Below are 21,700 nucleotides of genomic sequence, written 5' to 3'. Positions count from 1 at the left end.
AATTAGCAAAGTTAGTCTAGTTATCAAATAACCCTCTCCCTCTCAGATTTGCGGAAACTGGCTCCTTTCCGATTTCACGTGCCCATATAGATAACTGGCCGATATGATGGATTTCGTGGACAATGACATGACGTATTAACTCTCCGTGTGTAGATTCAATGACTCGGCGCCTAATTTGTGCGTCTCTTGAGCTAATTGGCTCTTCATTGAAGTCAGCTTTTGAAAGTTTCCGAGAATCCATTTCATTTGTCCAAGAGGTCACAAATGGCTTCACTTTCCCGTGGTATTGAGCTGAAAGATTTTTCACTTTTTTTAAGCTAGCATACTCTTCAAATAATGGCTCCTCAGGCACTGATTCACCACGCAACCCTAAGATCCACATATATTCCACATCTACAATGTGAAATAGAGTATGTAGTATACTGTCGAACCCACCGACCCGTTTCTTTACTAGTTCTTCGGCCGATATGTCTTCGCACCATGTAAACCAATCATCACGAACTTGCCAATTATATTGAAACAAATTCAACATTACAGCAACCTCCACCTTTTAGATTAACATTTAATATTCACCAAAATACTTCAAAATTCCTATTAAAAAAATACCTCTTATAAACCTGTTAATACCTTATACAAATTAGTCCTCAAATTGAGCATTCAATATGAAGTTAATGAATGAAAAGAACACCCTATTATAGTGGGGATTATCAATCTTTTTACAAATCGATACTTAGACCTAATAACAAATTTTCTGTTTGAAAATATCCCTCTTTTTAAATAAAAATACTAAATCATCTTATAATAAATAACCGTTGCATCTAACTTTCCATTAGGAGACATTGCATACCCTGGTATTGTTCCAATTTCTTGGTAGTCTAATGATTTGTACAATCTATTGGAAGAGTCTCCTTCTCTAGTATCCAATACTAAAAGAGACCTGTTTTCTTGCTTTGCTCGTTCCTCAGCTTGCTTCATAAGCGATCGTCCGATGCCGTTACGTCTAAAGTTTGGATGAGTCATTAATTTGCAAATCTCGGCTCTATGAATTCCGTTAGGCTTTGTAACTAACTGTAATTGAATACTTCCTGCCACTTCGTTGTTTATTTTAGCCACATATAATATCACTTCTGGCGCTATGACTGTTTGCCAATACTTTGTTGCGTCTTTTTGTAACAGTGGAGGTAAAAAACCAATTGACGCCCCATCATCTACAACCGTTTTCAAAAGTTTCGAAAGTTCTACCGTATCATTTTCTATTTGCTTAATTTCTTCAATTACTAAATTTCGCATTACTTCCCCCCTTTTGTTACATTATACCAATTTTTAAAGCAGGAATAATGATATACTAAGATGAAATTCTTTAAGACATGATTTTTTAGGGAAAGGATAACGATATGAAATATATATTAGATAGAACATACGCAAGAGAATTGCTCGAATGGGCATATGAACAAAACCCCGGTCCTTGGTTTGAACATTCAATACATGTTGCTCATGCAACTGAAAATATAATTATAGAACTTATTAAAAACGGCTATAATCTAGATGCTGATATAGCATATAATGCTGCCCTTTTGCATGATATCGGAAGATACAAAGGTTTTACCAAATCGGTCATTCATTCCTACGACGGTTATATGTATATGAATGATTTAGGGTATACAGGAAACGCTGTTATATGTGTTACACACTCATTCCCATGCAAAAATGAACATATAGATATCGCAGCGGAGTGGAGTCTCGTTCCTGACCATATGAGAAGCCAGTTAGTTGAAATATTGAATGAACATTGTAACTACGATTTATACAACAAAGTAATTACTCTTTGTGACGCTCTTGCTGACGCGGAAGGTTTTACTACGCTGGAAAGAAGATTAATTTCAGTTGGTTTACGTCATGGTACAACGTCCCATACATCTTTACATTGGAAAGGGTTTTATACAATTAAGAAAGAATTAGAAGCTTTAATCGGTAAGAGCATATACGCAGTTCTTCCTGATGTAGAGAAATCGATTTATGAAGGCATTGAATATTAAAGTGAATCATGCTAAAGAACGAAAAAAATTATATACACAATTCTAAAAAGCTATTTAACTATGGAGGGATTACTTATCACTAAGAAGAAATTTGAAATAATAGACTTTAAAGAAACTTTAGATTTAGGATATGAAGAAATAATAAAATTATCAAGACAATGTAAGTTTTCTAATTGTACACATACAAACGAATCACATTGCGCAGTTAAAAAGGCTATTTCAAACGGTACACTTTCCGAACAATTATTTAACAATTATTATAGAGATTTAAGCGAGTCACAATATGTTTCTAAACAGAGTAATAAAACAAAAGCTATCGACTATATGAAACAATTAAAACTTTTTCAATAAGCTTAATAAAAAATCTCCTTAAAATATTTTTTAAGGAGATTCCTTTATTATTTAGCAATTTTGAGACCTAACGATTATTAATGTAACAGCACCCTCTACAAAAGATTTAATTTTCAGTTTTTTAATTAAGTAACTTTACAACTTCAAACTATCATCCACTTTTACTTTTTCTTTAGAGCTTTTCCTTTCAATCTCTTTACTTCTTTCTTCCCAAAATGTTAATCCTTCAATCCCCACATTTTTAGGATCAAATACTGGATCTTTCCCTTCTTTTTTCTGCGTTTCATAGTCTTTTAACACTTTTAATGCGATTTTACTTAATAGTAGAATCGCGATTAAGTTTAACCATGCCATACTACCGATTCCTAAATCTCCAAGATTCCATAAAAGCGACGCTGATTCAACGCTACCGATGTAAACCATAATTAAAAATCCAAGTTTTAAAACTGGTTTTAACCAGCCATACTTCAATTGACGATCTAAATAAGTAAGTGTCGTTTCAGCGATATAGTAATAAGCGAGTAACGTTGTAAATGCAAAAAAGAAAATCGCAATTGAAATAAATATTGGACCAAATCCTGTCATCACAGTTTCAACTGCTTGTTGTGTATATATTGGACCCGCTTCCACATTTCTTATGTTTTGTACAATAGCGGTTTTCCCTTCAGGTATAACATTATACATACCTGTTATTAAAATCATAAGAGCTGTCGCTGTACATACGACAATTGTATCGATATATACGGAAAACGCTTGAACTAATCCTTGTTTTGCAGGATGCGATACTTCAGCAGCCGCCGAACTATACGTCGCTTCTCCGACACCTGCAACATTAGAAAATACAGCGCGTTTTACGCCCCATGCAATAGCTGCACCAACAATTCCACCAAACATTTCATTTACACCAAATGCGCTTGAGAAAATTAAAGCAAACATACTTGGAATCTCCGTTACATTTGCAATTAATACGATACATGTAACAATTACATAGCCAATTGCCATAAATGGGACAAGCATTTGAGAAACGCCAGCAATTCTCTTTACGCCTCCAAAAATGATTGCAGCTAATAATATGACTAATAATATACCAGTTATATATTTGCTAATACCATTAGAGTTTTCGAATCCAACTGCGATACTACTAGATTGAATACCTGGTAATAATACGCCATATGAAAGTGTTACAACTACCGCTACAATGACTGCAAACCATTTCATTTTCAAACCTCTTTCAATGAAATATGGTGTACCGCCGCGATATTCATTCCCTATTTTACTTTTGTATACTTGAGATAATGTTGATTCAACAAATGCACTCGCTGCCCCTAACAAAGCCATTACCCACATCCAAAATACAGCTCCAGGTCCGCCGAAAGCGATTGCTGTCGCTACCCCTGCGATATTACCAATTCCAACTCTTCCTGATAAGGCCAAACAAAATGCCTGAAAGGATGATATTCCCGTCTCTGAACTCTTTCCTTCAAATAATAGTTTAATCATCTCTTTAAAATAACGAATTTGCAAAAAGCGTGTTGCAATTGTGAAATATACGCCTGCCCCTAATGCAAAAACAACTAAACCAATGCTCCACACTTGCCCTACTAACCATTCTACTAAATTCTCCATCCAAATCCCCCTTATCATTCTTTTGAAAAGCAATTTTATATATAAGAAAACGGACAACTATTATCAAACTTTCTAGTTGTCCGCATCTTTCATTATTTCATCCCTTTATTTATTGTTAGTCAAACTCCCTATTACTTTATATTTACCCAAACACTTTTCACTTCTGTATAATTATCAAGCGCATATGAACCTAATTCGCGGCCAATACCAGATTGTTTATATCCACCAAACGGTGCTGCTGCATTTTCTAAGTTATAATCATTAATCCACACTGTTCCTGCCTTTAATTTATTCGCCACTTGATGACCTGTTTTGATATTTTGCGTCCATACACCCGCAGCAAGTCCGTAAGATGATTTGTTCGCTCGTTCAATTACTTCTTCTGTCGAATCAAATGGAAGTACAACAACAACTGGGCCAAATATTTCTTCCTTAACGATTGTCATATCGTCTGTAACATCTGTGAATACAGTCGGCTTAACGAAATAACCTTTTCCAAGCGCACGTTCGCCACCAGCCGCAACTGTAGCACCTTCTTTCTTTCCTTGCTCAATATAATTTAGCACACGCTCTTGTTGTTTCTTAGATACGAGTGGGCCCATTTCCGTTCCTTGCTCCATACCCGCTCCAAGTTTTACGTTGTTCGCCATTTTCACAAGTGCATCTACTACAGTTTCATAATGTTTACGATGAACAAACACACGTGATCCTGCGCTACAATTTTGACCGTGATTATACATAATACCTTGGAATGCACCATGAATTGCTTCTTCCAAGTCCGCATCTTCTAAAATGATATTTGGTGATTTGCCGCCAAGCTCTAACGTTACATGCTTAATCATTTCTGCAGACTGACGCATAATATACTTTCCTGTAACAGTAGATCCTGTAAAAGCAACTTTATCAATGTCATGATGATTTACAATTGCAGCTCCTGCTTCAGGACCAAATCCTGGTACAAAGTTTACAACACCGTTTGGAAATCCAGCCTCTTTAAATAGTTTCGCTGTATAAAGTAAAGATAAAGGCGTTTGCTCTGCTGGCTTTAATACGATCGTACAACCTGTCGCCAGTGCAGCCCCCATTTTCCAAGAAGACATAACGAGCGGAAAGTTCCACGGAATAATCTGACCTACAACACCAACAGGTTCATGTCTCGTATAATTTAAGTAATCTTTTGAAATTGGGATTGTTTGTCCAATAATTTTTGTAGCCCATCCTGCATAATAACGATAATTTTCTACAGTCGCTGAAATATCATCCTCAAGTGCTACTTGATACGGCTTTCCATTATCTAAAGCTTCTAATTGCGCTAACTCTTCTCTATGCTCTTCAATTAAATCTGCTAATTTATAAATAAGATGCGCTCTTTCAGCAGTAGTCATTTCTGCCCAAGGTCCTGATTCAAAAGCAGATCGTGCTGCTTTTACCGCAGCATCAATATCTTCTTCTTGCGCTTCACATACGACTGCTAGAACATCTTCTGTTGCTGGATTGTACGTTTCAAACGTCTTTCCGCTAATAGCAGAAACAAATTCGCCATTAATAAACATTTTAATCTCTCCATTTAAAAACGCTTTCACTTTTGGTTTCAACTCAATATTTGTTGTTAACATATATACTCCCCCTTAATTTAAACAGCTGCATGGACTGCAATTTCTAGTAAAATAGTTTGAAGTTTTTGATCTTCTTCTTCAGTTAACCCTAGTCTTGGATAGCGAGAAGGTCCTCCAGCTTGCCCATGTAATTCCATGGAACGTTTAACGATCTGAACATATTTCCCTGAACCTTCAAGAAACTCGCAAAGAGGTAAAATAGCATCGTTTATTTCCCACGCTTTTTCTAATTCATCATTTTTAAAATGCTCATACATTTTCGTAACGAGACCTGGAACGATATTTCCTGCAACCGAAACCCATCCGGTTGCACCGACTAAATAAGATTCCATAACTAAATCTTCTGATCCGCAGAATACTTGAAAAGCACCTTCACCTTGTCTTACTAAATCTCTTGCTTTGCGAATATCTCCGCTAGATTCTTTAATATGAGTAACATTTTCACACTCTTTTCCAATACGGAGCATTAATTCTGTACTCATATCAACACCAGAAGTAAATGGGTTATTGTATAACATAATTGGTATATTTACAGCATTTGAGATTTCTTTAAAATGAAAATAGATTTCTTCTTCTTTCGGTTTACAATAATAAGAGTTAATAATTAATGCGCAATCTGCTCCATGTGCTTCTACATGTTTCGTATACTCAATCGTTTCTTTCGTCGTCTCTGCTGCAGTTCCGACGATAACGGGAATACGGCCATCAACTTCTTTTAAAACGGTTTCTACCATTTTAAATCGCTCTTCTTTTGATAAACTTACAAACTCTCCTGTACTTCCGTTAATGATGATACCTGCAACGTTTTGGTTGATAAAGTAATTTACATTTTGTTTTACCCCATCCCAATTAATTTCCTGAAATTCATCCATCGGTGTTATTAATACTGGAAATGCTCCTTTAATTTTTTGCATATTTATCTCTCCTTTTCATATTTTATTTTAATAAGAAACCTGCCGGAAACGGATCCGTAGGGTCTAATAGAAACGTCTGCATCCCTGTAATAAATCCTCTACTTTCAAATCGAAAAATGTAACCCGTTTCTTCCTTCTTCACTTTTTCAACTGTTATAAAGCTATTAAATATACTTTCATTTATAAAAGGTTTATCCACTATATAATCATTTTTAAATAACGCATGAACATAAGACACAATAGTAGAAACAAAACCTGGTGAACGTACGATAAAGTTATCTTTATGAAATGTAATCGACTTTATATGGTTCTTTTCTTTTTGCGAAGAATCTACTAACATAAGCCTTTTTATTAACGACTGTTTTTGTATAGCTTGTAGTGTAGCTTCTCCCCATTTTTTCAATTCAGAAATGTTTTCAATACGAATTTCTGGCGAATACGTATCCTTTTCTACAACTGCATATACTTTATCTGCTTGTATAAGAGAGTAACTTATATTACCAACCTGTAAATTTTTCTCAATCATATAACATAACTTACTTTCAAACGAAACAGATACAACCTCATCATTCTCTACATACGCATAGACTGAAAATATGCCAGATAACGTTTCGATTTTATATTGGCTCGTCTCTTTCTTTTTTAAATACCCGCTTTCTAGTAACATCGTTATGACTGCGACAATGCCTCCATAATGAAGCGGAATAGATCCTTCATGATTAAAAAATAATACAGCTGCATCGACTTCATTATGAATAGAAGGAACGACGATACATCCATTTAAACCGATAAAACCACGTGGCTCATTTAGTAAAAGCTTCATTTCGTCCGCTAATTCACCTGAAAATTGTTCATTTAAATGTTCTAAACTGTAGTAGTATTTGCATGGTACATCCTTCATTACACGAAATGCTTCACCATTTACATGTACGTCTACTGCTGTATACATTTTTTGAATGTTCATTTTATATCCTCCGTTTCATGTTCCATCGGCGGAATTAGCAAAAAGCCTTCTTTAAGTGGATCCTTTTCATTGTAAAAAAATCTATGCATCCCCATTAGCCAAGCTGAACCTGTTATTTTCGTTACGACAGCTTCAATATTTTCTACATATGTCGTATTTATGACGCGCCCTTTAAATAGAGAGCCAACGATACTCTCATGAACAAACTCTTCATCCATTTCGATTTTTTGATTTGCGTATAATACAGCTAACTTTGCTGAAGTTCCTGTACCACATGGAGACCGATCAATTCCTCCTGGCGGAACAACAACTGTATTTTTTACATGCGCGCTTTCATGAGTAGGTTCTGTATAAAACTCCACATGCGTTAACCCTTTTATAAACGAATACTCTGGGTGAATGATTTCAAATTTCTCATTAATAGTATTTCTTATAAGAATCGCTTTATCGATGATTGTAGATGCGCTTTCTGGTACTAACTCTAACCCTACCGACTTCGCATCGATAATGGCATAAAAATTCCCTCCGTACGCAATATCAGCCTCTACAGTTCCAATATCTTCGACGTGTACAGTAATATGTTTCAATAAAAAAGCTGGTATGTTACAGAAAGAGACTTCTTTCGCTTTTCCATCTTGAACAGCAATATCTACTTCAACTAAGCCAGCTGGTGTATCTAATTTTAAAGAAGTAACCGGTTCAACTACTGGAATTAAACCAGATTCAACCAAAGCTGTACATACACCGATTGTATCGTGACCACACATCGGTAAATATCCACCTGTCTCTATGTATATAACACCTATATCAGCCTCAGGATGACACGGATCTGTTAATAATGCCCCTGACATTACATCATGACCACGCGGTTCATTCATTAACAAATTGCGAATCCAATCATACTCCTTTTTCATATGTAACATCTTCTCTGCCATCGTCTCTCCAATTAACTTAGGAAGTCCGCTAATTAATGTCCTCGTTGGATTCCCGCCCGTATGTGTATCAATCGTCGTAAAGACTCTTTGTGACCTCATCCGTTTAACACCCTTTCTGTAAAACGACTCAAACGAAGTGGTTCAGTAGGAATGATTGTTTCTTTTTCATTTAATAACTCTTCAATTACTTTCCCTGTAACTGCTGCAAGGCTAATTCCATCCCCTTCATGGCCTGCGGCAATAAAGTAGTTCGGGATATGTTCCACACGTGAAATAATTGGTAAGTGGTCTTCTGTCCACGGACGTAAGCCTGCATAGGAACGGATTACCATCATATCCGCCATTTTCGGATAAAAACGGATTGCTCTATTTGCGATACATTTAATAACTTCATTGTTTATTCTCGTATGAAATCCTACAAATTCGCGACTACTACCAATTAAGAAATTTTGACTTTCAGTAGGCTCAAATACGAGCGCAACCCCGTATTTTTCAGTTAAAGCATCTACTTTTCGTTTTCCTCCAAACTTAGAAATTAAATAACCGAATTCCATTACTTTACGGCAACCTACGTGTTGTTGCCTTGAAGCTACAATAATATGCCCTTTTCTCGGTTCAATTGGTATATTTATATCCAAGATTTGTCCGATTTTCGGAGCCCACACACCGGCTGCGTTCACTACTTGTTTCGCAGTAAACGTCCCATTTGTCGTTTCTACAATAAAGAAACCGTCTATATCTCTTTTCATTTCTTTCACTTCCGTATGATTAAAAGCTTTCGTACCATATTTCTTCGATTCCGAAAGAAGTGAAAAAGCAAGAAGATATGGATTTACAGTCGAATCCGTTGCACATTCTAACCCACCTAATAAATCATCTGCGAAAAATGGTGATTCTTCTCTTATATCTTGTCTATCAAGCATCCGAAACGGTAAACCAGCTTGTTTTTGACGATTTACCCATTGCTGCGCAGCTTCCATCTCTTCGTCCGACTCACATACGAGAATACTTCCTGGTGCCCTATATTCAAATGAATGCTCTAACTCTTCACTTAAATCAGTTACTAATTTTTGACTTACTAAAGACATTTGACTATCAAACCCTGGGTCTTTATCAATAGCCAAAATATTCCCGTCACACCGTGAAGACGTCCCACTGACAAATTCCCCTTTTTCAATGATTGTTACGTCTCTACCGTATTTTGAAGTGTAATAAGCGATAGAGCACCCTATTATTCCACCACCTATAATTAAAACGTCGCAGTGCCTCACAATATACTCCTCCTTTCCCCTAAACCTCTCACTTTCTTTTATGCAATTGACGTGCCAACTCTACATATATACAATTTTTATAAAAAAATATTTTTATTTGTAAAAATATTTTAAATTTATAGTAAATAGGTGTATTATTTTTTTATCACTGTCAAAATTCTTATACATAACAGGAGGACATTATGGCATTTTCATTTCCGACTATACAAAAGTTTTTGGAAAGTTTGTTACTCAATCATCCATGTAGCCTTGATTACATTAAGCAAGTAGACGAAAGGTTTTATTACCACCCTTCTACTACAGAAGAATATAGTTGCGCCATTATTAATGTAGATGACTCATTCACTACATTAATTGACGCTTTTTCTTATGAATTAGCTGTTATCATCCTTAACGAAAACGACGAGCCAATATGCTGTATAACTGCTCAGCAAATGATTCCATTTCTTTATAAGTCTTACAATGAACTACAGTCGTTTTATGACACCGTAATACAAACAACTGACTCTTCTGTTACAGTCATTGATAATAAAGAATGCGTTCGAACTTGGACAGATGGTGCCGAAAAAATATTTTCAGTCAACCATAATGAAATTATTGGGCAACCAATTACTCGTTTTTTTGATTATAAAGACTTGGAAATTTTACAATCTTTACATGATGGAAAAAGCATAATCGCTCAGTTTCATCAGCCTCGTCCAGATTTATTCGTATTAATTAATTCAAATCCAGTTTATTGTAATGATGAAATTATAGGGGCAGTCGTTTCAGAAACAGATGTTACAAATCAAGTCGCTTTAAATGAAAAACTATTTAACATGTCACATGAAATGCACCGTTTAGAACAGGAAGTGGCAAAGTATAAAGATGAATCCGATCCATTCCTTGCGATGAATGGAAAAAGCCCTGTTATACAAAGGACGATACAATTAGCTAAAAAAGTTTGTTCGGTGAAATCGACTGTCTTAATACTTGGAGAAAGCGGAGTTGGAAAAGAAGTATTCGCGAAAGCAATTCATGAAGCAAGTGAAGCAGCGAAGGCGCCTTTCATTTCGATTAACTGCGGGGCAATTCCAGAAGCGTTATTTGAAAGTGAATTATTCGGTTATGAGCGCGGGGCATTTTCTGGAGCGAATAGTAAAGGAAAAAAAGGTAAAATTGAGCTCGCACAAGGCGGTACTTTGTTCCTCGATGAGATTGGCGAAATGCCGCTCGATATGCAAGTGAAACTTTTACGTGTACTACAAGAACGAAAATATTACCGAGTTGGTGGCGAAAAAGAAATTAATATTGATTTCCGCATTATCGCTGCTACAAATCGGGATTTACAAGAAGAAATGCGAAAAGGAACTTTCCGAGAAGATTTATACTATCGCTTAAATGTAGTTAGCTTGCATATTCCACCGCTGCGCGACAGACGAGAGGATATTATCGAACTCACATACTCATTCTTAAATGATTTTTCAATTAACTATAACAGACCGATTCGCGACTTACCTTCAAGCATTATGCATGAACTGCTTCATTACAATTGGCCAGGTAATATTCGCGAGCTTCGTAACGTAGTTGAAAGGCTCGTCGTATTTGCGACAGACGGAATTGTAAAACAAGAATATTTGCCATTTCATACAACTGAATCTTTAGACAACCATACGGCTCATTCCCTATTACTCAGCAACAATAATACAATCCTTTCTTTACAAGAAGAGATGGATGAGCACGAGAAAAAAGTTATTGAACGGGCTTTACGAATTTTAAATGGGAATAAATTAGAATGCGCAAAACAACTTGGCGTAACAAGGGCTACTTTATATAACCGTTTAAAAAAACTTGGACTTCAATAAAGTAAAATTTTAATCAGTGGAAGTTTTCTTCATCCCCCACTGATTATTAGCCCTCACCAATCGGGCTTTTACGGGCAGCTCTCCTCCTCTATATTGGCATAGTTTTTGCATATATAATTTGTGCAAACCGAACTAGAGGAGGAATACAGATGACAAATAAAAACAACTTAATCGTTTGTCGTTGTGAAGAGGTTACATACGGACAACTTCAATCGACAATTGCTGAATATAACTGCTCGGCAAGAGAATTAAAACTAAGAACACGTGCTGGCATGGGATTTTGCGGCGGTCGCACATGTAGAATGATGATAGATCGAATGATTGAAAATGCGAATCCTGACGCAATTCCTAATGAAATACCGTTAAAATATCAACCGCCAATACGTGCAGTTACTTTTGGATCGGTAGGTGAAAGTAAATGAGTAGAATTACACATCACCCTATTTTAGGCACTTTACAAAGTAGTGAGCGCATCACTTTTCAATTTAACGGTCATCAATACGAAGCATATGAACATGAAACGATAGCTGCTGCCCTGTTAGCAAATGGAATACGAACATTAAGAGTCCATGAAGATAGCGGAACACCGAGAGGTATTTATTGTAATATCGGGCATTGTTCTGAATGCCGCGTGACCGTAAATAATCAAACAAATGTACGAGCATGCTTAACTGTTGTAGAAAAAAACATGGTTGTTGAAAGTGGGAAACAGCATCCGAATATCGTAAGAGAGATGGTGAAAAAGCGATGAGTGATGTAATTATTATCGGTGCAGGGCCAGCGGGATTATCAGCTTCTATCTCTTGTGCTCGTTTTGGACTAAATGTGCTCGTTATTGATGAATTTATGAAGCCAGGCGGGAGATTGTTAGGACAGTTGCATCAAGAGCCTACTGGAGAATGGTGGAATGGAATAGAAGAATCGAAGCGACTTTATGAAGAAGCAGAATCACTTTCAGTACACATTCGCTGTGGTGTTTCGGTCTATAATTTAGATAAAGATGAAAACAATTGGTTTGTACATACTAATATCGGTACGTTAGAAGCGCCGTTCGTACTACTTGCTACTGGTGCTGCGGAATATTCTATTCCCCTTCCCGGCTGGACACTTCCAGGAGTAATGTCAATTGGAGCAGCTCAAGTTATGACAAATGTTCATCGCGTGCAAGTTGGAAAAAAAGGAATCATTATTGGTGCTAACATTTTGTCTTTCGCCATTTTAAGTGAATTGCAATTAGCGGGAATTACAGTGGATCATATCGTACTCCCTGAAAAAAGTGAGTTAAGTCAAAAAGCTGGTGAACCTGAAGCAGTTTTAAACTCACTATTAAATGCAGCTCACCTCGCTCCTTCTGCTATTTTGCGTATAGGTAGCCACTTTATGAAATATGATTGGATTCGAAAAGCTGGATTGACATTCTATCCAAACAGCGGAATGAAAATAAATGGAACGCCACTTCACCTTCGGAAAGCAGCTCTTGAAATTATTGGAACAGATCAAGTTGAAGGTGTACGTGTTGCTAATATTGACTCTAAAGGAAATGTCATGAATGGATCAGAGCAAATATATGAAGCAGATTTTGTTTGTATTGCCGGGGGGTTATACCCACTTGCAGAACTTGCAGCTGTAGCTGGTTGTCCCTTCCGTTACATTTCAGAATTAGGCGGACACGTTCCTCTCCATTCTGAAACTATGGAAACCCCTCTTCCTGGTTTATTTGTAGCTGGAAATATCACTGGGATTGAAAGCGGAAAGATTGCGATGGCGCAAGGAACAGTTGCAGGTCTATCTATTGCTAAATTTGCAAGTAAAAAACGTGATATAGTCGATCAACAATTATATCAAGCCATTCAAAACGTTCACTCTGTTCGTCAAAAAGCAGTTATTCAATTTAATCCAATGATTGATGCTGGTAGACAGAAGATGAATGATTTATGGCATAAATTCCAAACAAATGATAAGGATTTCTATAAACAACAAGAAATTATTTACTAAGACTTATTTGTCAAAAAGCTCCCCTTATCCAAAAACATAAGGAGAGCTTTTCAAATTATTTCACTTCAATTGTCCAATCACCATCAGCTTGAATAGTGAATATATGTATACCGTTTTCTTTTACAGGTACTTTTTTCGTAGTATCGGCTGCACCAATTTCATTAAATATCATGCTATCGTTTAAATCAACTACAAAATTACTCTCACCATTCTTATGTACACCATGCAATTCTTTCAAACCTTTTTCAAGCTTTACAAAAACAACATCAGATCCGTGACCACTAATTGTTCCTGGAGCTGTTACTACTTTATCCATTGGAATAGACTGAGACATATTCACTTTCCAGTGACCATCTGCCATTGGATTAATAAAATATTTTCCACTCTTGTTCAATAATACTACACGTTTTTCTTTTCCATTACCAATAAAATTTGAAAGTGAACCAGAGTCATTACCTTGTTCATCTTTTAACTCTAGAATTGCATTACTTTCTCCTGTATGTTCTACCTCCGCAATAACAAATCCGGATTTCAACTCAAAAAAATCAGAAGAATTCGCACCATCGCCTTCTAACGAAACACTATGATCTTGTGATAATCTCTCCACTGCACTTTTTTCTTTTATTTCTTTAGCTTTCGGGCTAGTTGTTGCTGTTTGCTGTTCAGTATTCTTATCTTTTTTTTCGTCCGCTTGTATATCTTTTGTTTGTTCCGTTGAATTACACGCAGTTAAAGATAAACATACTGCAGCCATTGTTGCTAATAATTTCTTTTTCATAATATCCTTCTATTAATATAAAAAATTCTTAATAAGAATAACATATTTTTACCAATGCATCAGTTTATTAATAATTGAATTTTATCCTAAAATAGGAAACATACTAATAATAGAAATTAAAATAAAAAACTGCTAGAGCATAAAGCCCTACCAGTCTTATTATTCGTCACTATTAAATTTCGCTAATGCGTAAATACCTTCTTCATCATCTAATTCAAGTTGTAATCTCGCTGCGAATGAATTGACATTATATTCTCTGTCAAGCAATAAACGTAATGCTTCGATTAAGTTTGCTTGAATTAAAATTTGCTGGCGACCATTTACCTCTACTTCCGCAGAGAAACCGTAGTCATCGTCATACATGAGTTCAACTAACACTTCTTCTGGACCCACTTGTCTTTTTTCAGCGATATATACGCAAAGCGCATTTATTAATTCTTGTTCAGAAATTTTTATTGTTTCCATGCTACTTCATCTGCCTTCTTTTTACGTTGGTCTTTGAAGTATTTAAATGCACGAACTGCTAACATTACGATACCAGCCATTACTAACATATTTACCATAAACGCTAATACAGAACCAAGAGCTCCCATATTTGCAAATAAGCTACCCATTAGTAAACCACCAAGACCACCTAGTAATAAACCTTTCATAAAGCTTCCTTTATTACTTTTTGGTGCTGTGTTTGTTGCTTTCGTTTTTGAATCTGGAGTCGTTTTTTGAGAATTTACATTTGAGTCTTTTTTGTTTAAATCAACTTTTGACTTTTGACCTGAACTTGGTGTAAATGATTTTTTACCAGATTTGTAACTTTTCGCTGCTGCATGATCTACGAACATAAAGCTGCTAGCCCCAAAGATAACCATGAATGCTGTCATTACTGCTACAAGTTTTTTCAACATATTATATCCATTCTCCTTTTATATAGATATATGTGAAATCTATCTTTCTAGTAAATTCAGAATGATAGATTTATTTTTAAGAACATTTTAAAGGTTCTTATGAACTTATTATATGAACTTTTGCCGAAATATGCAAGTATTATTTACTTTCAACAGTTTGGTGACAAAGGAAAAATTAAGCAAAACAGAATTGACTTTAAATGAAACAAAACATATTATAAGTTCATAAGAACTTTTTATTATTTTGGAGGTGAAAAGATGGAAACATTTCATCTCACACGAAACGAAATGGCTACTCTTCTTCTATCACTAAGAGGATGGAATACGAAAAAGCCTCTCGGTATTTTACAAGAAGCTTGGGCAAAGTCACATAAAAAAGATATTGAAAGCGGACAAAGCGTTACAGCTTTTATTACTACCGCACTTTCACCTATTTTTGAAAAGCTGATTAAAATTGACGATACTGACGTCGGTTTTTCTTTAAATGAAATAGTTGCGCTTGGCAATCAGATTGAAAACACAAGTTTCTCTGTAACTGCTATGCAAAACTGGGTGAAACGAGATATAAAAGAAATGATTGGCTCTCCTCAAAAAGGGAAAAAATATTCAATTGAACAAGCAGCCTTACTATTTATTGTCGAAGATTTAAAAACAGCACTTGATTTTGAATCCATTCGTAAGCTATTACGCCTTATTGTAAATGACCCAGCCGATCGAAGTGATGATTTAATCAATCCTGTTCATTTATATGTAGCATACTCTTCTCTATTTGAAGAACTCAATCAAGGGAATTGCTTACAATTAAATGCAACAGATACCGTTCATACAATTGAAAACATCGTAAAAGAAAAAGCTGATAAAATCGCAAGCAAGTTCGATCAAATTAATAACGAACAACGCGAAGCAATTCGTAACGCTATTATTATTGCGACCCTTTCTGTACATACCGCTTATGTACAAATGTTAGCAAAGCGTTACGTAACAGCAACTTTATTTTTACAGAACTTAGATGTGAAGCCTTAAAAAATAGGAGCAGAAATGCTTCTATTTTTTTTATGAGAAATTTTTAATAATCTTTTCATTATCCCTTCATGAAAACCGGGCTTATATCCTTTACTATAATACTTATGAGAGACATAAAAGAATTGAAATAGCAATCCCATATGTAAATAAGGTATAATCTACATATAGTGAAACTTTTATGTTATTAAATAAAAGGATCTTATATTCAAAAATTCATAAACTAGAAGGTGCAACAATGTTAAGTAGTTTTATTCATTCAGTATTAACGTTTTTTGAAGGATTAGGTTATTGGGGCATTATGCTTGGACTTATGATTGAAATTATCCCAAGTGAAATCGTCCTTGCTTATGCAGGATACTTAGTATTCAATGGAAGCATCTCATTTATAGGCGCAGTTATATTCGGTACAATTGGCGGTGTTATTGCCCAAATCTTTATTTATTGGCTTGGACGATACGGCGGACGCCCTATATTAGAACGTTATGGAAAATATATTTTCATACATAAAAAACAAATAGATGCTGCAGAGGATTGGTTTAATCGTTACGGAACTGGCGTCATTTTTACAGCACGCTTCATTCCAGTAGTGCGTCATGCGATTTCAATTCCTGCTGGTATTACAAAAATGCCTTTACTACGTTTCACTACATTAACAGCACTCGCAATCATCCCTTGGTCAATCATTTTCATTTATCTAGGTGAAAAACTAGGTGAAAATTGGGAGAATATAAACGATATTGCTGGCCCTTATGTGAAATCATTCGCAATTGGTGGCGTCGTACTTATTCTTTTATACTTCATTATTAAAAAATGGACAAAAAAGCGTAAAAATCTTGCTTAAGAATATAAATAAAACCGCTATAAATTCATTATGAATTATAGCGGTTTTGTTTATATATGAATTAATCTTCAGGAATTAGATGCCACCTTTCCATCTCCATTTACATGGATAAGCAACAATTCACTCACTCATTTCGTATATTAACTCAAAAAGGAGTGATTCCTCTATGCATTGGCAGCAAAAAATACCATACTTAATTGGACGCCCTGTCGGTATTTCCTTCATAAATGGGCAAGGAACTTCTGGTGTATTATGTTCAGCGCATGATGGTCAATTATATGTGTATGAATACCTTTACCAAGCTCAGTTCGCAATGAAACATTATGATTATAGACAAATTCAAGATATACATGCATTCCCAAATTGCCCTCACCAAAATCCTCTATACTAAAAAAAATCGGAACGGCTATAGCCATTCCGATTTCTGTACTTTATTTCTCAGAATAAAATTTCTGCACTGCTTCATCAAAATAAATCCAACCTTTCCAGCCCAAATGAATCGTATCTTTTAAGAAATACTTATCATATTCATGGCTAGAAAAATCAACTACTGGATATCCAGCTTTCTCTACTTGTTCTCGAACTTTATTATAATACAATTCACGACGCTCTTTCGGGAAGCCAGTGTAATCATACCAAGGTCCATTTACAGGTACAGAAATAAAGAGTGGTTTGACATTTTTCTCTTTAAATAAATCTAAAATAATTTGCAAGTCATCGTATTCTGGTGATTCATCGTATGTTTCATTCGCTCTAAAGTTTTTTAAACCTTTTAGTTTTTTCTTCAGATTATTCTTATGATAATACGGATTTTCAATTCCGAATGTATTTGTAGTAGACTCGGCTTTCCCTTCTTGTTCCGCGTGTTTACGTGCGTCTTCCCAAGAAATTGAACGAAGTCCGATATTTGTTTTCTCTTTCATCGGTTCGATCTTAAATAAAGAGTTAAATAAATCTCTATGATCTAAAATATTTCGATGCATATAAGCAAGTGGTTTAACTAAACCTGCTTTTATGTTATGTTTCGTATCATTATATACAATACCTTCTAATGAATTTTTTAATATATCATCTTCTTGAACAACTTTATAATCTAATAGGCGTTTCGCGATTTTCTTCTTCATTTCTGGATTTATCTCATCATTAAAAATAAAATGATATGCTTGTTGTTTGGAGAAATTATTAGTGAAATCCCCTTGCGATACACCAGTCTTTGTAAACCATTGTGGTGAAAGAACAAAGACTACTTTTTTACCTTCTAATTCATCCATTGTAGATGTCATATTCAAAATATGAGCTAAACTTTGTGTACCACCAGTTCCAATTAAAAATGGTGTAAAACCTGCTGGATTTACTTTGAAATAATTAGATGGGTGGTATGCATCCATTCGTAAAAATTCTGATGAACCGTACATCGGTAAATACTGAGAATTCTCTAACATTTTCTGCTGTAAGAAAACACTTTGTAATTTTTCTTTTTGTAAGGAAGTCGCCCCATCTTCTACTTTTTTATCGCTTATTAGCGATACTAAACTCTTTGAAGGAATAAGCAATACAATGAAAAAGAGTATACAGGCTAAAATTATGGGACCAAAGGCATGTTTCATCTTCATCGTCTATTCCTCTTTCTAGTGCTATTTAATTGTAACCCTTGTTTTTGACACGCCATCTTTTCTCTCCTTTTTCTCTATACATGTTCCATTCTATTTATCTATTATATACATGTATGTATTTCCTTCCTTGTTCTATTAATTCCTATATAAATAGCGCAAGAAAATGTTTCCATAGAAACACGTTAATTATACAAGATTCTACATAAATTTCACACTGGAATTTTAGTAATAATTTTATTTTTAAGTCGTGAAAAAACATATGAAATGTCTATGTTTTATTGCGAACTGTACAAAAAAACAGACTATCACATACGTGAAGTCTGTTTCTCCGTCACTTTATTTTTGTACATCTGCCCATTTTAAACTTGTAGCTGGACCGAATTGATGTACATATAAATCTTTCACATATGGTTTTTGTAAGTAAGATAATCCGCGCTGGAATACCGGTGCAATTACTGCATCATCAAGTAGTATTTTTTCAGCATCTTGCATTGCTGTCCAGCGAGCCTTTTCATCATTACCTAATCCTGTTTTAATCTTCTTAATTAACGCATCATATTCTGGGTTTGCATATTCTGTATTATTGACGCTACTTCCAGAAAGGAATACTTCTAAGTAAGTCATGGGATCTGGATAATCCGGTAACCAGCGTGATAACGACATTTCATATTCTTTCTTCTTCTCTAGCGCTAATTTTTGCGTATGTGGTTGCAATTTCACATTCACTTTTAAGCCTGGTAAGTTTTTCTCAAGCTGCTCTTTAATGTACTCTCCAACTTTTTTAAAGTTTTCTAAGTCATAGTTTAATAATTCTAACGTCACTTCATTTGTACCTGTCTCTTGTTTCGCTTTTTCCCAATATTCCTTCGCCTGTTTTACGTCTGTCTTATTAAACTCACCAGCCGTACTTCTAAAGTCTTTCTTATCTGGGCCTTTTAAAAATCCTTTTGGTACGTAATAGTTCGCTACAACCGAGCCGTCATTTAAAAATGAATCCGCGAGTCCCTTCTTATCAAAAACTGTACTTAGCGCAAGACGTGCATTTTTATTTTTAAGAATTGGTACATTTTCATTAAATCGGAAGAAGTACATAACTGGATCTGTATATTGTTTTAACTCTTTATTATTTTTATATTTATCTACGAATTCTGTGGAAATAACAGCTCTATCAACTTTATCTGTTTCATATAAATTTACCGCAGTTGAAATTTCTTTAACAATTTGATAGTTTACTTCATCTAACTTCACTTCTTTTTTATCCCAATACTTATCATTTTTCTTCATTGTAAAACTAGCTTCATGCTTCCATTCTGATAATGTAAACGGTCCATTATATACCGCTTTATTTGCTTCTAATCCGTATTTATCACCTTGTTCTTTCGCATATTTTTCGTTAATTGGATAGAAGGATGGTAAAATTAATAGTTTCGTAAAATACGGTACAGGATGTTCTAGCTCTACGACGAATGTTTTATCATCCGTCGCTTTTACTCCTAATTCATCTAGACCTAGTTGTTTTTTATTTATCTTCTCAGCATTTTTCACATCGTATGCAATGTATGCATATTGAGAAGCGGTATCTGGATTAATCAATTGCTTCCAAGCGTATACGTAATCATGAGCGGTTACTGGATCTCCATTAGACCATTTCGCATCACGCAATCGGAATGTATATGTCTTTCCATCTTTACTCACTTCATATTTTTGTGCGCCGGCTTCAATTACTTCATCATTTTTCGATAGTCGGAATAATCCTTCCATTACGTTATTTAAAACGTTAAACGAGACCGCATCTGTTACTTTCCCTGAATTTAACGACGGAATTTCACCCGTTTCTAGTAACTGTAATACTTTCTTCTCATCTTTCGGCTTTGTTGCAGTTTTTTCTTTTGCGCAACCAACTAAAAATGAAGAAACTAATAGAGTACTAACTAATGAGTAACGAACAACTTTTTTCATTTAAAAACCCCCTCTATTTTTAAGGTAAGTAACGACGAGCACCAGCGTATTCTTCTATATATCCTGGTGTATTTAGCGGTATAATCTCTACCGACCTTTCAGCTCTTGGTGAGTGAATCATATTGCCATCACCAATATACATTGCAACGTGATGGACACTACCTTTCCCTTGATCATGTGCAAAGAAAATTAAATCTCCTTTTTGTAGATTTTCTTTATCAACTGCAACCCCTGCTCTTGATTGCGGTCCAGAATCTCGTGGAATTGTAATGCCGTGCGATTTATAGATCGTATGCGTGAAGCCAGAGCAATCAAATCCAAAACCACTTGTTCCTGCCCATATATATGGTAAACCTAAAAACATTTTCCCTGTGTTAATTAAATCATCGGCAGTCGGTTTTGGAATCTCAGTTTGAGAACGATAAACAGTTCCATCATGTTTTCGTAACCATGCTTTCTGACCATTTGGCAACAACACACGATATGAAATTGTATCTTCACTTAATAGCGGCAGTCTTGTATTATAACTGACTTCAAGTGATTTATGTTTTTCAGAAGGATTTATATATAAAATTGCTGTTGGCTTTGTTATTAACACAAAAGGTTCATTTGTTTTATCTGCAAATTCTTGATTATATGTTAATTGTTTTTCAGGCATCCAGCCCGGGTAACCTTCTTCATTTCGTGGTGTTGGCTGTCCATGTACTAGTACCTTCACCCATTCGCCTTTCTTATCAATAACAGTTACTTCTTGACCGAGTAGCGCTTGTGTTTCTAATTTATTTGCATTTGTTAACCATAGTTTCTCGTCAAGTGTCATTGATTTCGTCCATTTCCATAGATCTACTGGATTTGTTGCGCTCGGTGTATCGATTGATCTTAATGAATCAGGTGCTGTCCATAACGTTGCGGCAGATACATCTATAAATGCTTTATTATCCTTCTTTTCTGCAGCATTTGCCGATGTAAACGATGAAAATATAAATAAAGTTGTTAAAAATGCAGTTCCTACTTTTTTCATATATATCCCCC

General features: G+C 35.3%; 23 protein-coding genes. 9 read left to right on the top strand and 14 right to left on the bottom strand.

The window, feature by feature from the left end; genetic code table 11:
* Positions 1–16: 16 nt before the first annotated feature.
* On the bottom strand, positions 17–532 hold the full coding sequence (locus COK05_RS17045; RefSeq protein WP_098613510.1) for a DinB family protein: 516 nt from the start codon (positions 530–532) through the stop codon (positions 17–19).
* A gap of 254 nt (positions 533–786) precedes the next feature.
* Positions 787–1,290 carry a GNAT family N-acetyltransferase gene (locus COK05_RS17040; protein ID WP_098613509.1) on the bottom strand — a complete coding sequence of 168 codons (504 nt, stop codon included), beginning with the start codon at positions 1,288–1,290 and terminating at the stop codon, positions 787–789.
* Positions 1,291–1,394: 104 nt separating this feature from the next.
* Here COK05_RS17040 and COK05_RS17035 point away from each other — a divergent pair, with 104 nt between their 5' ends.
* Positions 1,395–2,036 carry an HD domain-containing protein gene (locus COK05_RS17035; RefSeq protein WP_098613508.1) on the top strand — a complete coding sequence of 214 codons (642 nt, stop codon included), beginning with the start codon at positions 1,395–1,397 and terminating at the stop codon, positions 2,034–2,036.
* Positions 2,037–2,096: 60 nt separating this feature from the next.
* On the top strand, positions 2,097–2,387 hold the full coding sequence (locus COK05_RS17030; RefSeq protein ID WP_098613507.1) for a hypothetical protein: 291 nt from the start codon (positions 2,097–2,099) through the stop codon (positions 2,385–2,387).
* A 135-nt stretch (positions 2,388–2,522) separates the two neighbouring features.
* On the opposite strand, the gene COK05_RS17025 is transcribed toward COK05_RS17030, so the two are convergent.
* The 6 genes from COK05_RS17025 to COK05_RS17000 all read right to left on the bottom strand — a co-directional run bounded on the left by COK05_RS17025 (position 2,523) and on the right by COK05_RS17000 (position 9,713).
* Entirely contained in the window at positions 2,523–4,013 is a 1,491-nt protein-coding gene (locus COK05_RS17025) for an alanine/glycine:cation symporter family protein (protein WP_098613506.1), read from the bottom strand.
* A 131-nt stretch (positions 4,014–4,144) separates the two neighbouring features.
* Positions 4,145–5,629 carry an aldehyde dehydrogenase family protein gene (locus COK05_RS17020; RefSeq protein WP_098613505.1) on the bottom strand — a complete coding sequence of 495 codons (1,485 nt, stop codon included), beginning with the start codon at positions 5,627–5,629 and terminating at the stop codon, positions 4,145–4,147.
* 17 nt (positions 5,630–5,646) lie between these two features.
* On the bottom strand, positions 5,647–6,543 hold the full coding sequence (gene dapA / locus COK05_RS17015) for a 4-hydroxy-tetrahydrodipicolinate synthase (RefSeq protein WP_098613504.1): 897 nt from the start codon (positions 6,541–6,543) through the stop codon (positions 5,647–5,649).
* A gap of 22 nt (positions 6,544–6,565) precedes the next feature.
* Complete coding sequence (locus tag COK05_RS17010) at positions 6,566–7,507, bottom strand: proline racemase family protein (RefSeq protein ID WP_098613503.1); 942 nt, start codon at positions 7,505–7,507, stop codon at positions 6,566–6,568.
* Positions 7,504–8,541, bottom strand: coding sequence for a proline racemase family protein (locus COK05_RS17005; protein ID WP_098613502.1), 1,038 nt, complete (start codon positions 8,539–8,541; stop codon positions 7,504–7,506). The genes COK05_RS17010 and COK05_RS17005 overlap by 4 nt, the downstream gene beginning before the upstream one ends.
* Complete coding sequence (locus tag COK05_RS17000) at positions 8,538–9,713, bottom strand: NAD(P)/FAD-dependent oxidoreductase (RefSeq protein WP_098613501.1); 1,176 nt, start codon at positions 9,711–9,713, stop codon at positions 8,538–8,540. Before COK05_RS17000 ends, COK05_RS17005 begins: the two co-directional genes overlap by 4 nt.
* A 182-nt stretch (positions 9,714–9,895) precedes the next feature.
* On the opposite strand from COK05_RS17000, the gene COK05_RS16995 reads away from it, so the two are divergent.
* From COK05_RS16995 to COK05_RS16980, 4 genes are all read left to right on the top strand, one after another.
* Positions 9,896–11,557, top strand: a complete 1,662-nt coding sequence (locus COK05_RS16995) for a sigma-54 interaction domain-containing protein (protein WP_098613500.1) — start codon at positions 9,896–9,898, stop codon at positions 11,555–11,557.
* A gap of 149 nt (positions 11,558–11,706) precedes the next feature.
* A complete protein-coding gene (locus COK05_RS16990; RefSeq protein WP_098613499.1) occupies positions 11,707–11,979 on the top strand; it encodes a (2Fe-2S)-binding protein in 273 nt (90 codons plus the stop codon).
* Entirely contained in the window at positions 11,976–12,308 is a 333-nt protein-coding gene (locus COK05_RS16985; RefSeq protein ID WP_098613498.1) for a (2Fe-2S)-binding protein, read from the top strand. The genes COK05_RS16990 and COK05_RS16985 overlap by 4 nt, the downstream gene beginning before the upstream one ends.
* The gene (locus COK05_RS16980; protein WP_098613497.1) at positions 12,305–13,552 is read left to right on the top strand and encodes an NAD(P)/FAD-dependent oxidoreductase; all 1,248 of its coding nucleotides are present in this window, start codon (positions 12,305–12,307) and stop codon (positions 13,550–13,552) included. Before COK05_RS16985 ends, COK05_RS16980 begins: the two co-directional genes overlap by 4 nt.
* A gap of 55 nt (positions 13,553–13,607) precedes the next feature.
* Here the strand turns inward: COK05_RS16980 and COK05_RS16975 are convergent, their stop codons facing one another.
* From COK05_RS16975 to COK05_RS16965, 3 genes are all read right to left on the bottom strand, one after another.
* Positions 13,608–14,330 (bottom strand): hypothetical protein, encoded by a 723-nt coding sequence (locus COK05_RS16975; RefSeq protein ID WP_098613496.1) that lies wholly within the window; start codon positions 14,328–14,330, stop codon positions 13,608–13,610.
* 159 nt (positions 14,331–14,489) lie between these two features.
* Entirely contained in the window at positions 14,490–14,795 is a 306-nt protein-coding gene (locus COK05_RS16970; protein ID WP_078993768.1) for a YxcD family protein, read from the bottom strand.
* Entirely contained in the window at positions 14,783–15,232 is a 450-nt protein-coding gene (locus COK05_RS16965) for a hypothetical protein (RefSeq protein ID WP_000914478.1), read from the bottom strand. Before COK05_RS16965 ends, COK05_RS16970 begins: the two co-directional genes overlap by 13 nt.
* Positions 15,233–15,490: 258 nt before the next feature.
* On the opposite strand from COK05_RS16965, the gene COK05_RS16960 reads away from it, so the two are divergent.
* From COK05_RS16960 to COK05_RS16950, 3 genes are all read left to right on the top strand, one after another.
* Positions 15,491–16,255 carry a DUF1836 domain-containing protein gene (locus tag COK05_RS16960; protein ID WP_000447231.1) on the top strand — a complete coding sequence of 255 codons (765 nt, stop codon included), beginning with the start codon at positions 15,491–15,493 and terminating at the stop codon, positions 16,253–16,255.
* Positions 16,256–16,490: 235 nt separating this feature from the next.
* The gene (locus tag COK05_RS16955; protein ID WP_098613709.1) at positions 16,491–17,096 is read left to right on the top strand and encodes a DedA family protein; all 606 of its coding nucleotides are present in this window, start codon (positions 16,491–16,493) and stop codon (positions 17,094–17,096) included.
* A 166-nt stretch (positions 17,097–17,262) separates the two neighbouring features.
* Positions 17,263–17,487: a hypothetical protein gene (locus COK05_RS16950; RefSeq protein ID WP_098613495.1), complete on the top strand. Its 225-nt coding sequence runs from the start codon at positions 17,263–17,265 to the stop codon at positions 17,485–17,487.
* A 40-nt stretch (positions 17,488–17,527) separates the two neighbouring features.
* Here COK05_RS16950 and dltD read toward each other — a convergent pair whose 3' ends face one another.
* From dltD to COK05_RS16935, 3 genes are all read right to left on the bottom strand, one after another.
* Positions 17,528–18,709, bottom strand: coding sequence for a D-alanyl-lipoteichoic acid biosynthesis protein DltD (gene dltD / locus COK05_RS16945; RefSeq protein ID WP_098613494.1), 1,182 nt, complete (start codon positions 18,707–18,709; stop codon positions 17,528–17,530).
* 336 nt (positions 18,710–19,045) lie between these two features.
* The gene (locus COK05_RS16940) at positions 19,046–20,668 is read right to left on the bottom strand and encodes a peptide ABC transporter substrate-binding protein (RefSeq protein ID WP_098613493.1); all 1,623 of its coding nucleotides are present in this window, start codon (positions 20,666–20,668) and stop codon (positions 19,046–19,048) included.
* Between the two features lie 19 nt (positions 20,669–20,687).
* Positions 20,688–21,689 carry a C40 family peptidase gene (locus tag COK05_RS16935; protein WP_098613492.1) on the bottom strand — a complete coding sequence of 334 codons (1,002 nt, stop codon included), beginning with the start codon at positions 21,687–21,689 and terminating at the stop codon, positions 20,688–20,690.
* Between the last annotated feature and the right edge of the window lie 11 nt (positions 21,690–21,700).

Source organism: Bacillus cereus (genome assembly GCF_002567495.1).
GTDB lineage: Bacteria > Bacillota > Bacilli > Bacillales > Bacillaceae_G > Bacillus_A > Bacillus_A cereus_AQ.
Note: the sequence above shows the minus strand (reverse complement) of the source record. Positions and strands in the feature narration are given on the sequence as shown.

Coding starts and splice junctions, on each gene's coding strand:
- COK05_RS17045 (WP_098613510.1), bottom strand. CDS start 532: ATGTTGAATTTGTTTCAATATAATTGGCAAGTTCGTGATGATTGGTTT.
- COK05_RS17040 (WP_098613509.1), bottom strand. CDS start 1,290: ATGCGAAATTTAGTAATTGAAGAAATTAAGCAAATAGAAAATGATACG.
- COK05_RS17035 (WP_098613508.1), top strand. CDS start 1,395: ATGAAATATATATTAGATAGAACATACGCAAGAGAATTGCTCGAATGG.
- COK05_RS17030 (WP_098613507.1), top strand. CDS start 2,097: ATGGAGGGATTACTTATCACTAAGAAGAAATTTGAAATAATAGACTTT.
- COK05_RS17025 (WP_098613506.1), bottom strand. CDS start 4,013: ATGGAGAATTTAGTAGAATGGTTAGTAGGGCAAGTGTGGAGCATTGGT.
- COK05_RS17020 (WP_098613505.1), bottom strand. CDS start 5,629: ATGTTAACAACAAATATTGAGTTGAAACCAAAAGTGAAAGCGTTTTTA.
- dapA (WP_098613504.1), bottom strand. CDS start 6,543: ATGCAAAAAATTAAAGGAGCATTTCCAGTATTAATAACACCGATGGAT.
- COK05_RS17010 (WP_098613503.1), bottom strand. CDS start 7,507: ATGAACATTCAAAAAATGTATACAGCAGTAGACGTACATGTAAATGGT.
- COK05_RS17005 (WP_098613502.1), bottom strand. CDS start 8,541: ATGAGGTCACAAAGAGTCTTTACGACGATTGATACACATACGGGCGGG.
- COK05_RS16995 (WP_098613500.1), top strand. CDS start 9,896: ATGGCATTTTCATTTCCGACTATACAAAAGTTTTTGGAAAGTTTGTTA.
- COK05_RS16990 (WP_098613499.1), top strand. CDS start 11,707: ATGACAAATAAAAACAACTTAATCGTTTGTCGTTGTGAAGAGGTTACA.
- COK05_RS16985 (WP_098613498.1), top strand. CDS start 11,976: ATGAGTAGAATTACACATCACCCTATTTTAGGCACTTTACAAAGTAGT.
- COK05_RS16980 (WP_098613497.1), top strand. CDS start 12,305: ATGAGTGATGTAATTATTATCGGTGCAGGGCCAGCGGGATTATCAGCT.
- COK05_RS16975 (WP_098613496.1), bottom strand. CDS start 14,330: ATGAAAAAGAAATTATTAGCAACAATGGCTGCAGTATGTTTATCTTTA.
- COK05_RS16970 (WP_078993768.1), bottom strand. CDS start 14,795: ATGGAAACAATAAAAATTTCTGAACAAGAATTAATAAATGCGCTTTGC.
- COK05_RS16965 (WP_000914478.1), bottom strand. CDS start 15,232: ATGTTGAAAAAACTTGTAGCAGTAATGACAGCATTCATGGTTATCTTT.
- COK05_RS16960 (WP_000447231.1), top strand. CDS start 15,491: ATGGAAACATTTCATCTCACACGAAACGAAATGGCTACTCTTCTTCTA.
- COK05_RS16955 (WP_098613709.1), top strand. CDS start 16,491: ATGTTAAGTAGTTTTATTCATTCAGTATTAACGTTTTTTGAAGGATTA.
- COK05_RS16950 (WP_098613495.1), top strand. CDS start 17,263: ATGCATTGGCAGCAAAAAATACCATACTTAATTGGACGCCCTGTCGGT.
- dltD (WP_098613494.1), bottom strand. CDS start 18,709: ATGAAGATGAAACATGCCTTTGGTCCCATAATTTTAGCCTGTATACTC.
- COK05_RS16940 (WP_098613493.1), bottom strand. CDS start 20,668: ATGAAAAAAGTTGTTCGTTACTCATTAGTTAGTACTCTATTAGTTTCT.
- COK05_RS16935 (WP_098613492.1), bottom strand. CDS start 21,689: ATGAAAAAAGTAGGAACTGCATTTTTAACAACTTTATTTATATTTTCA.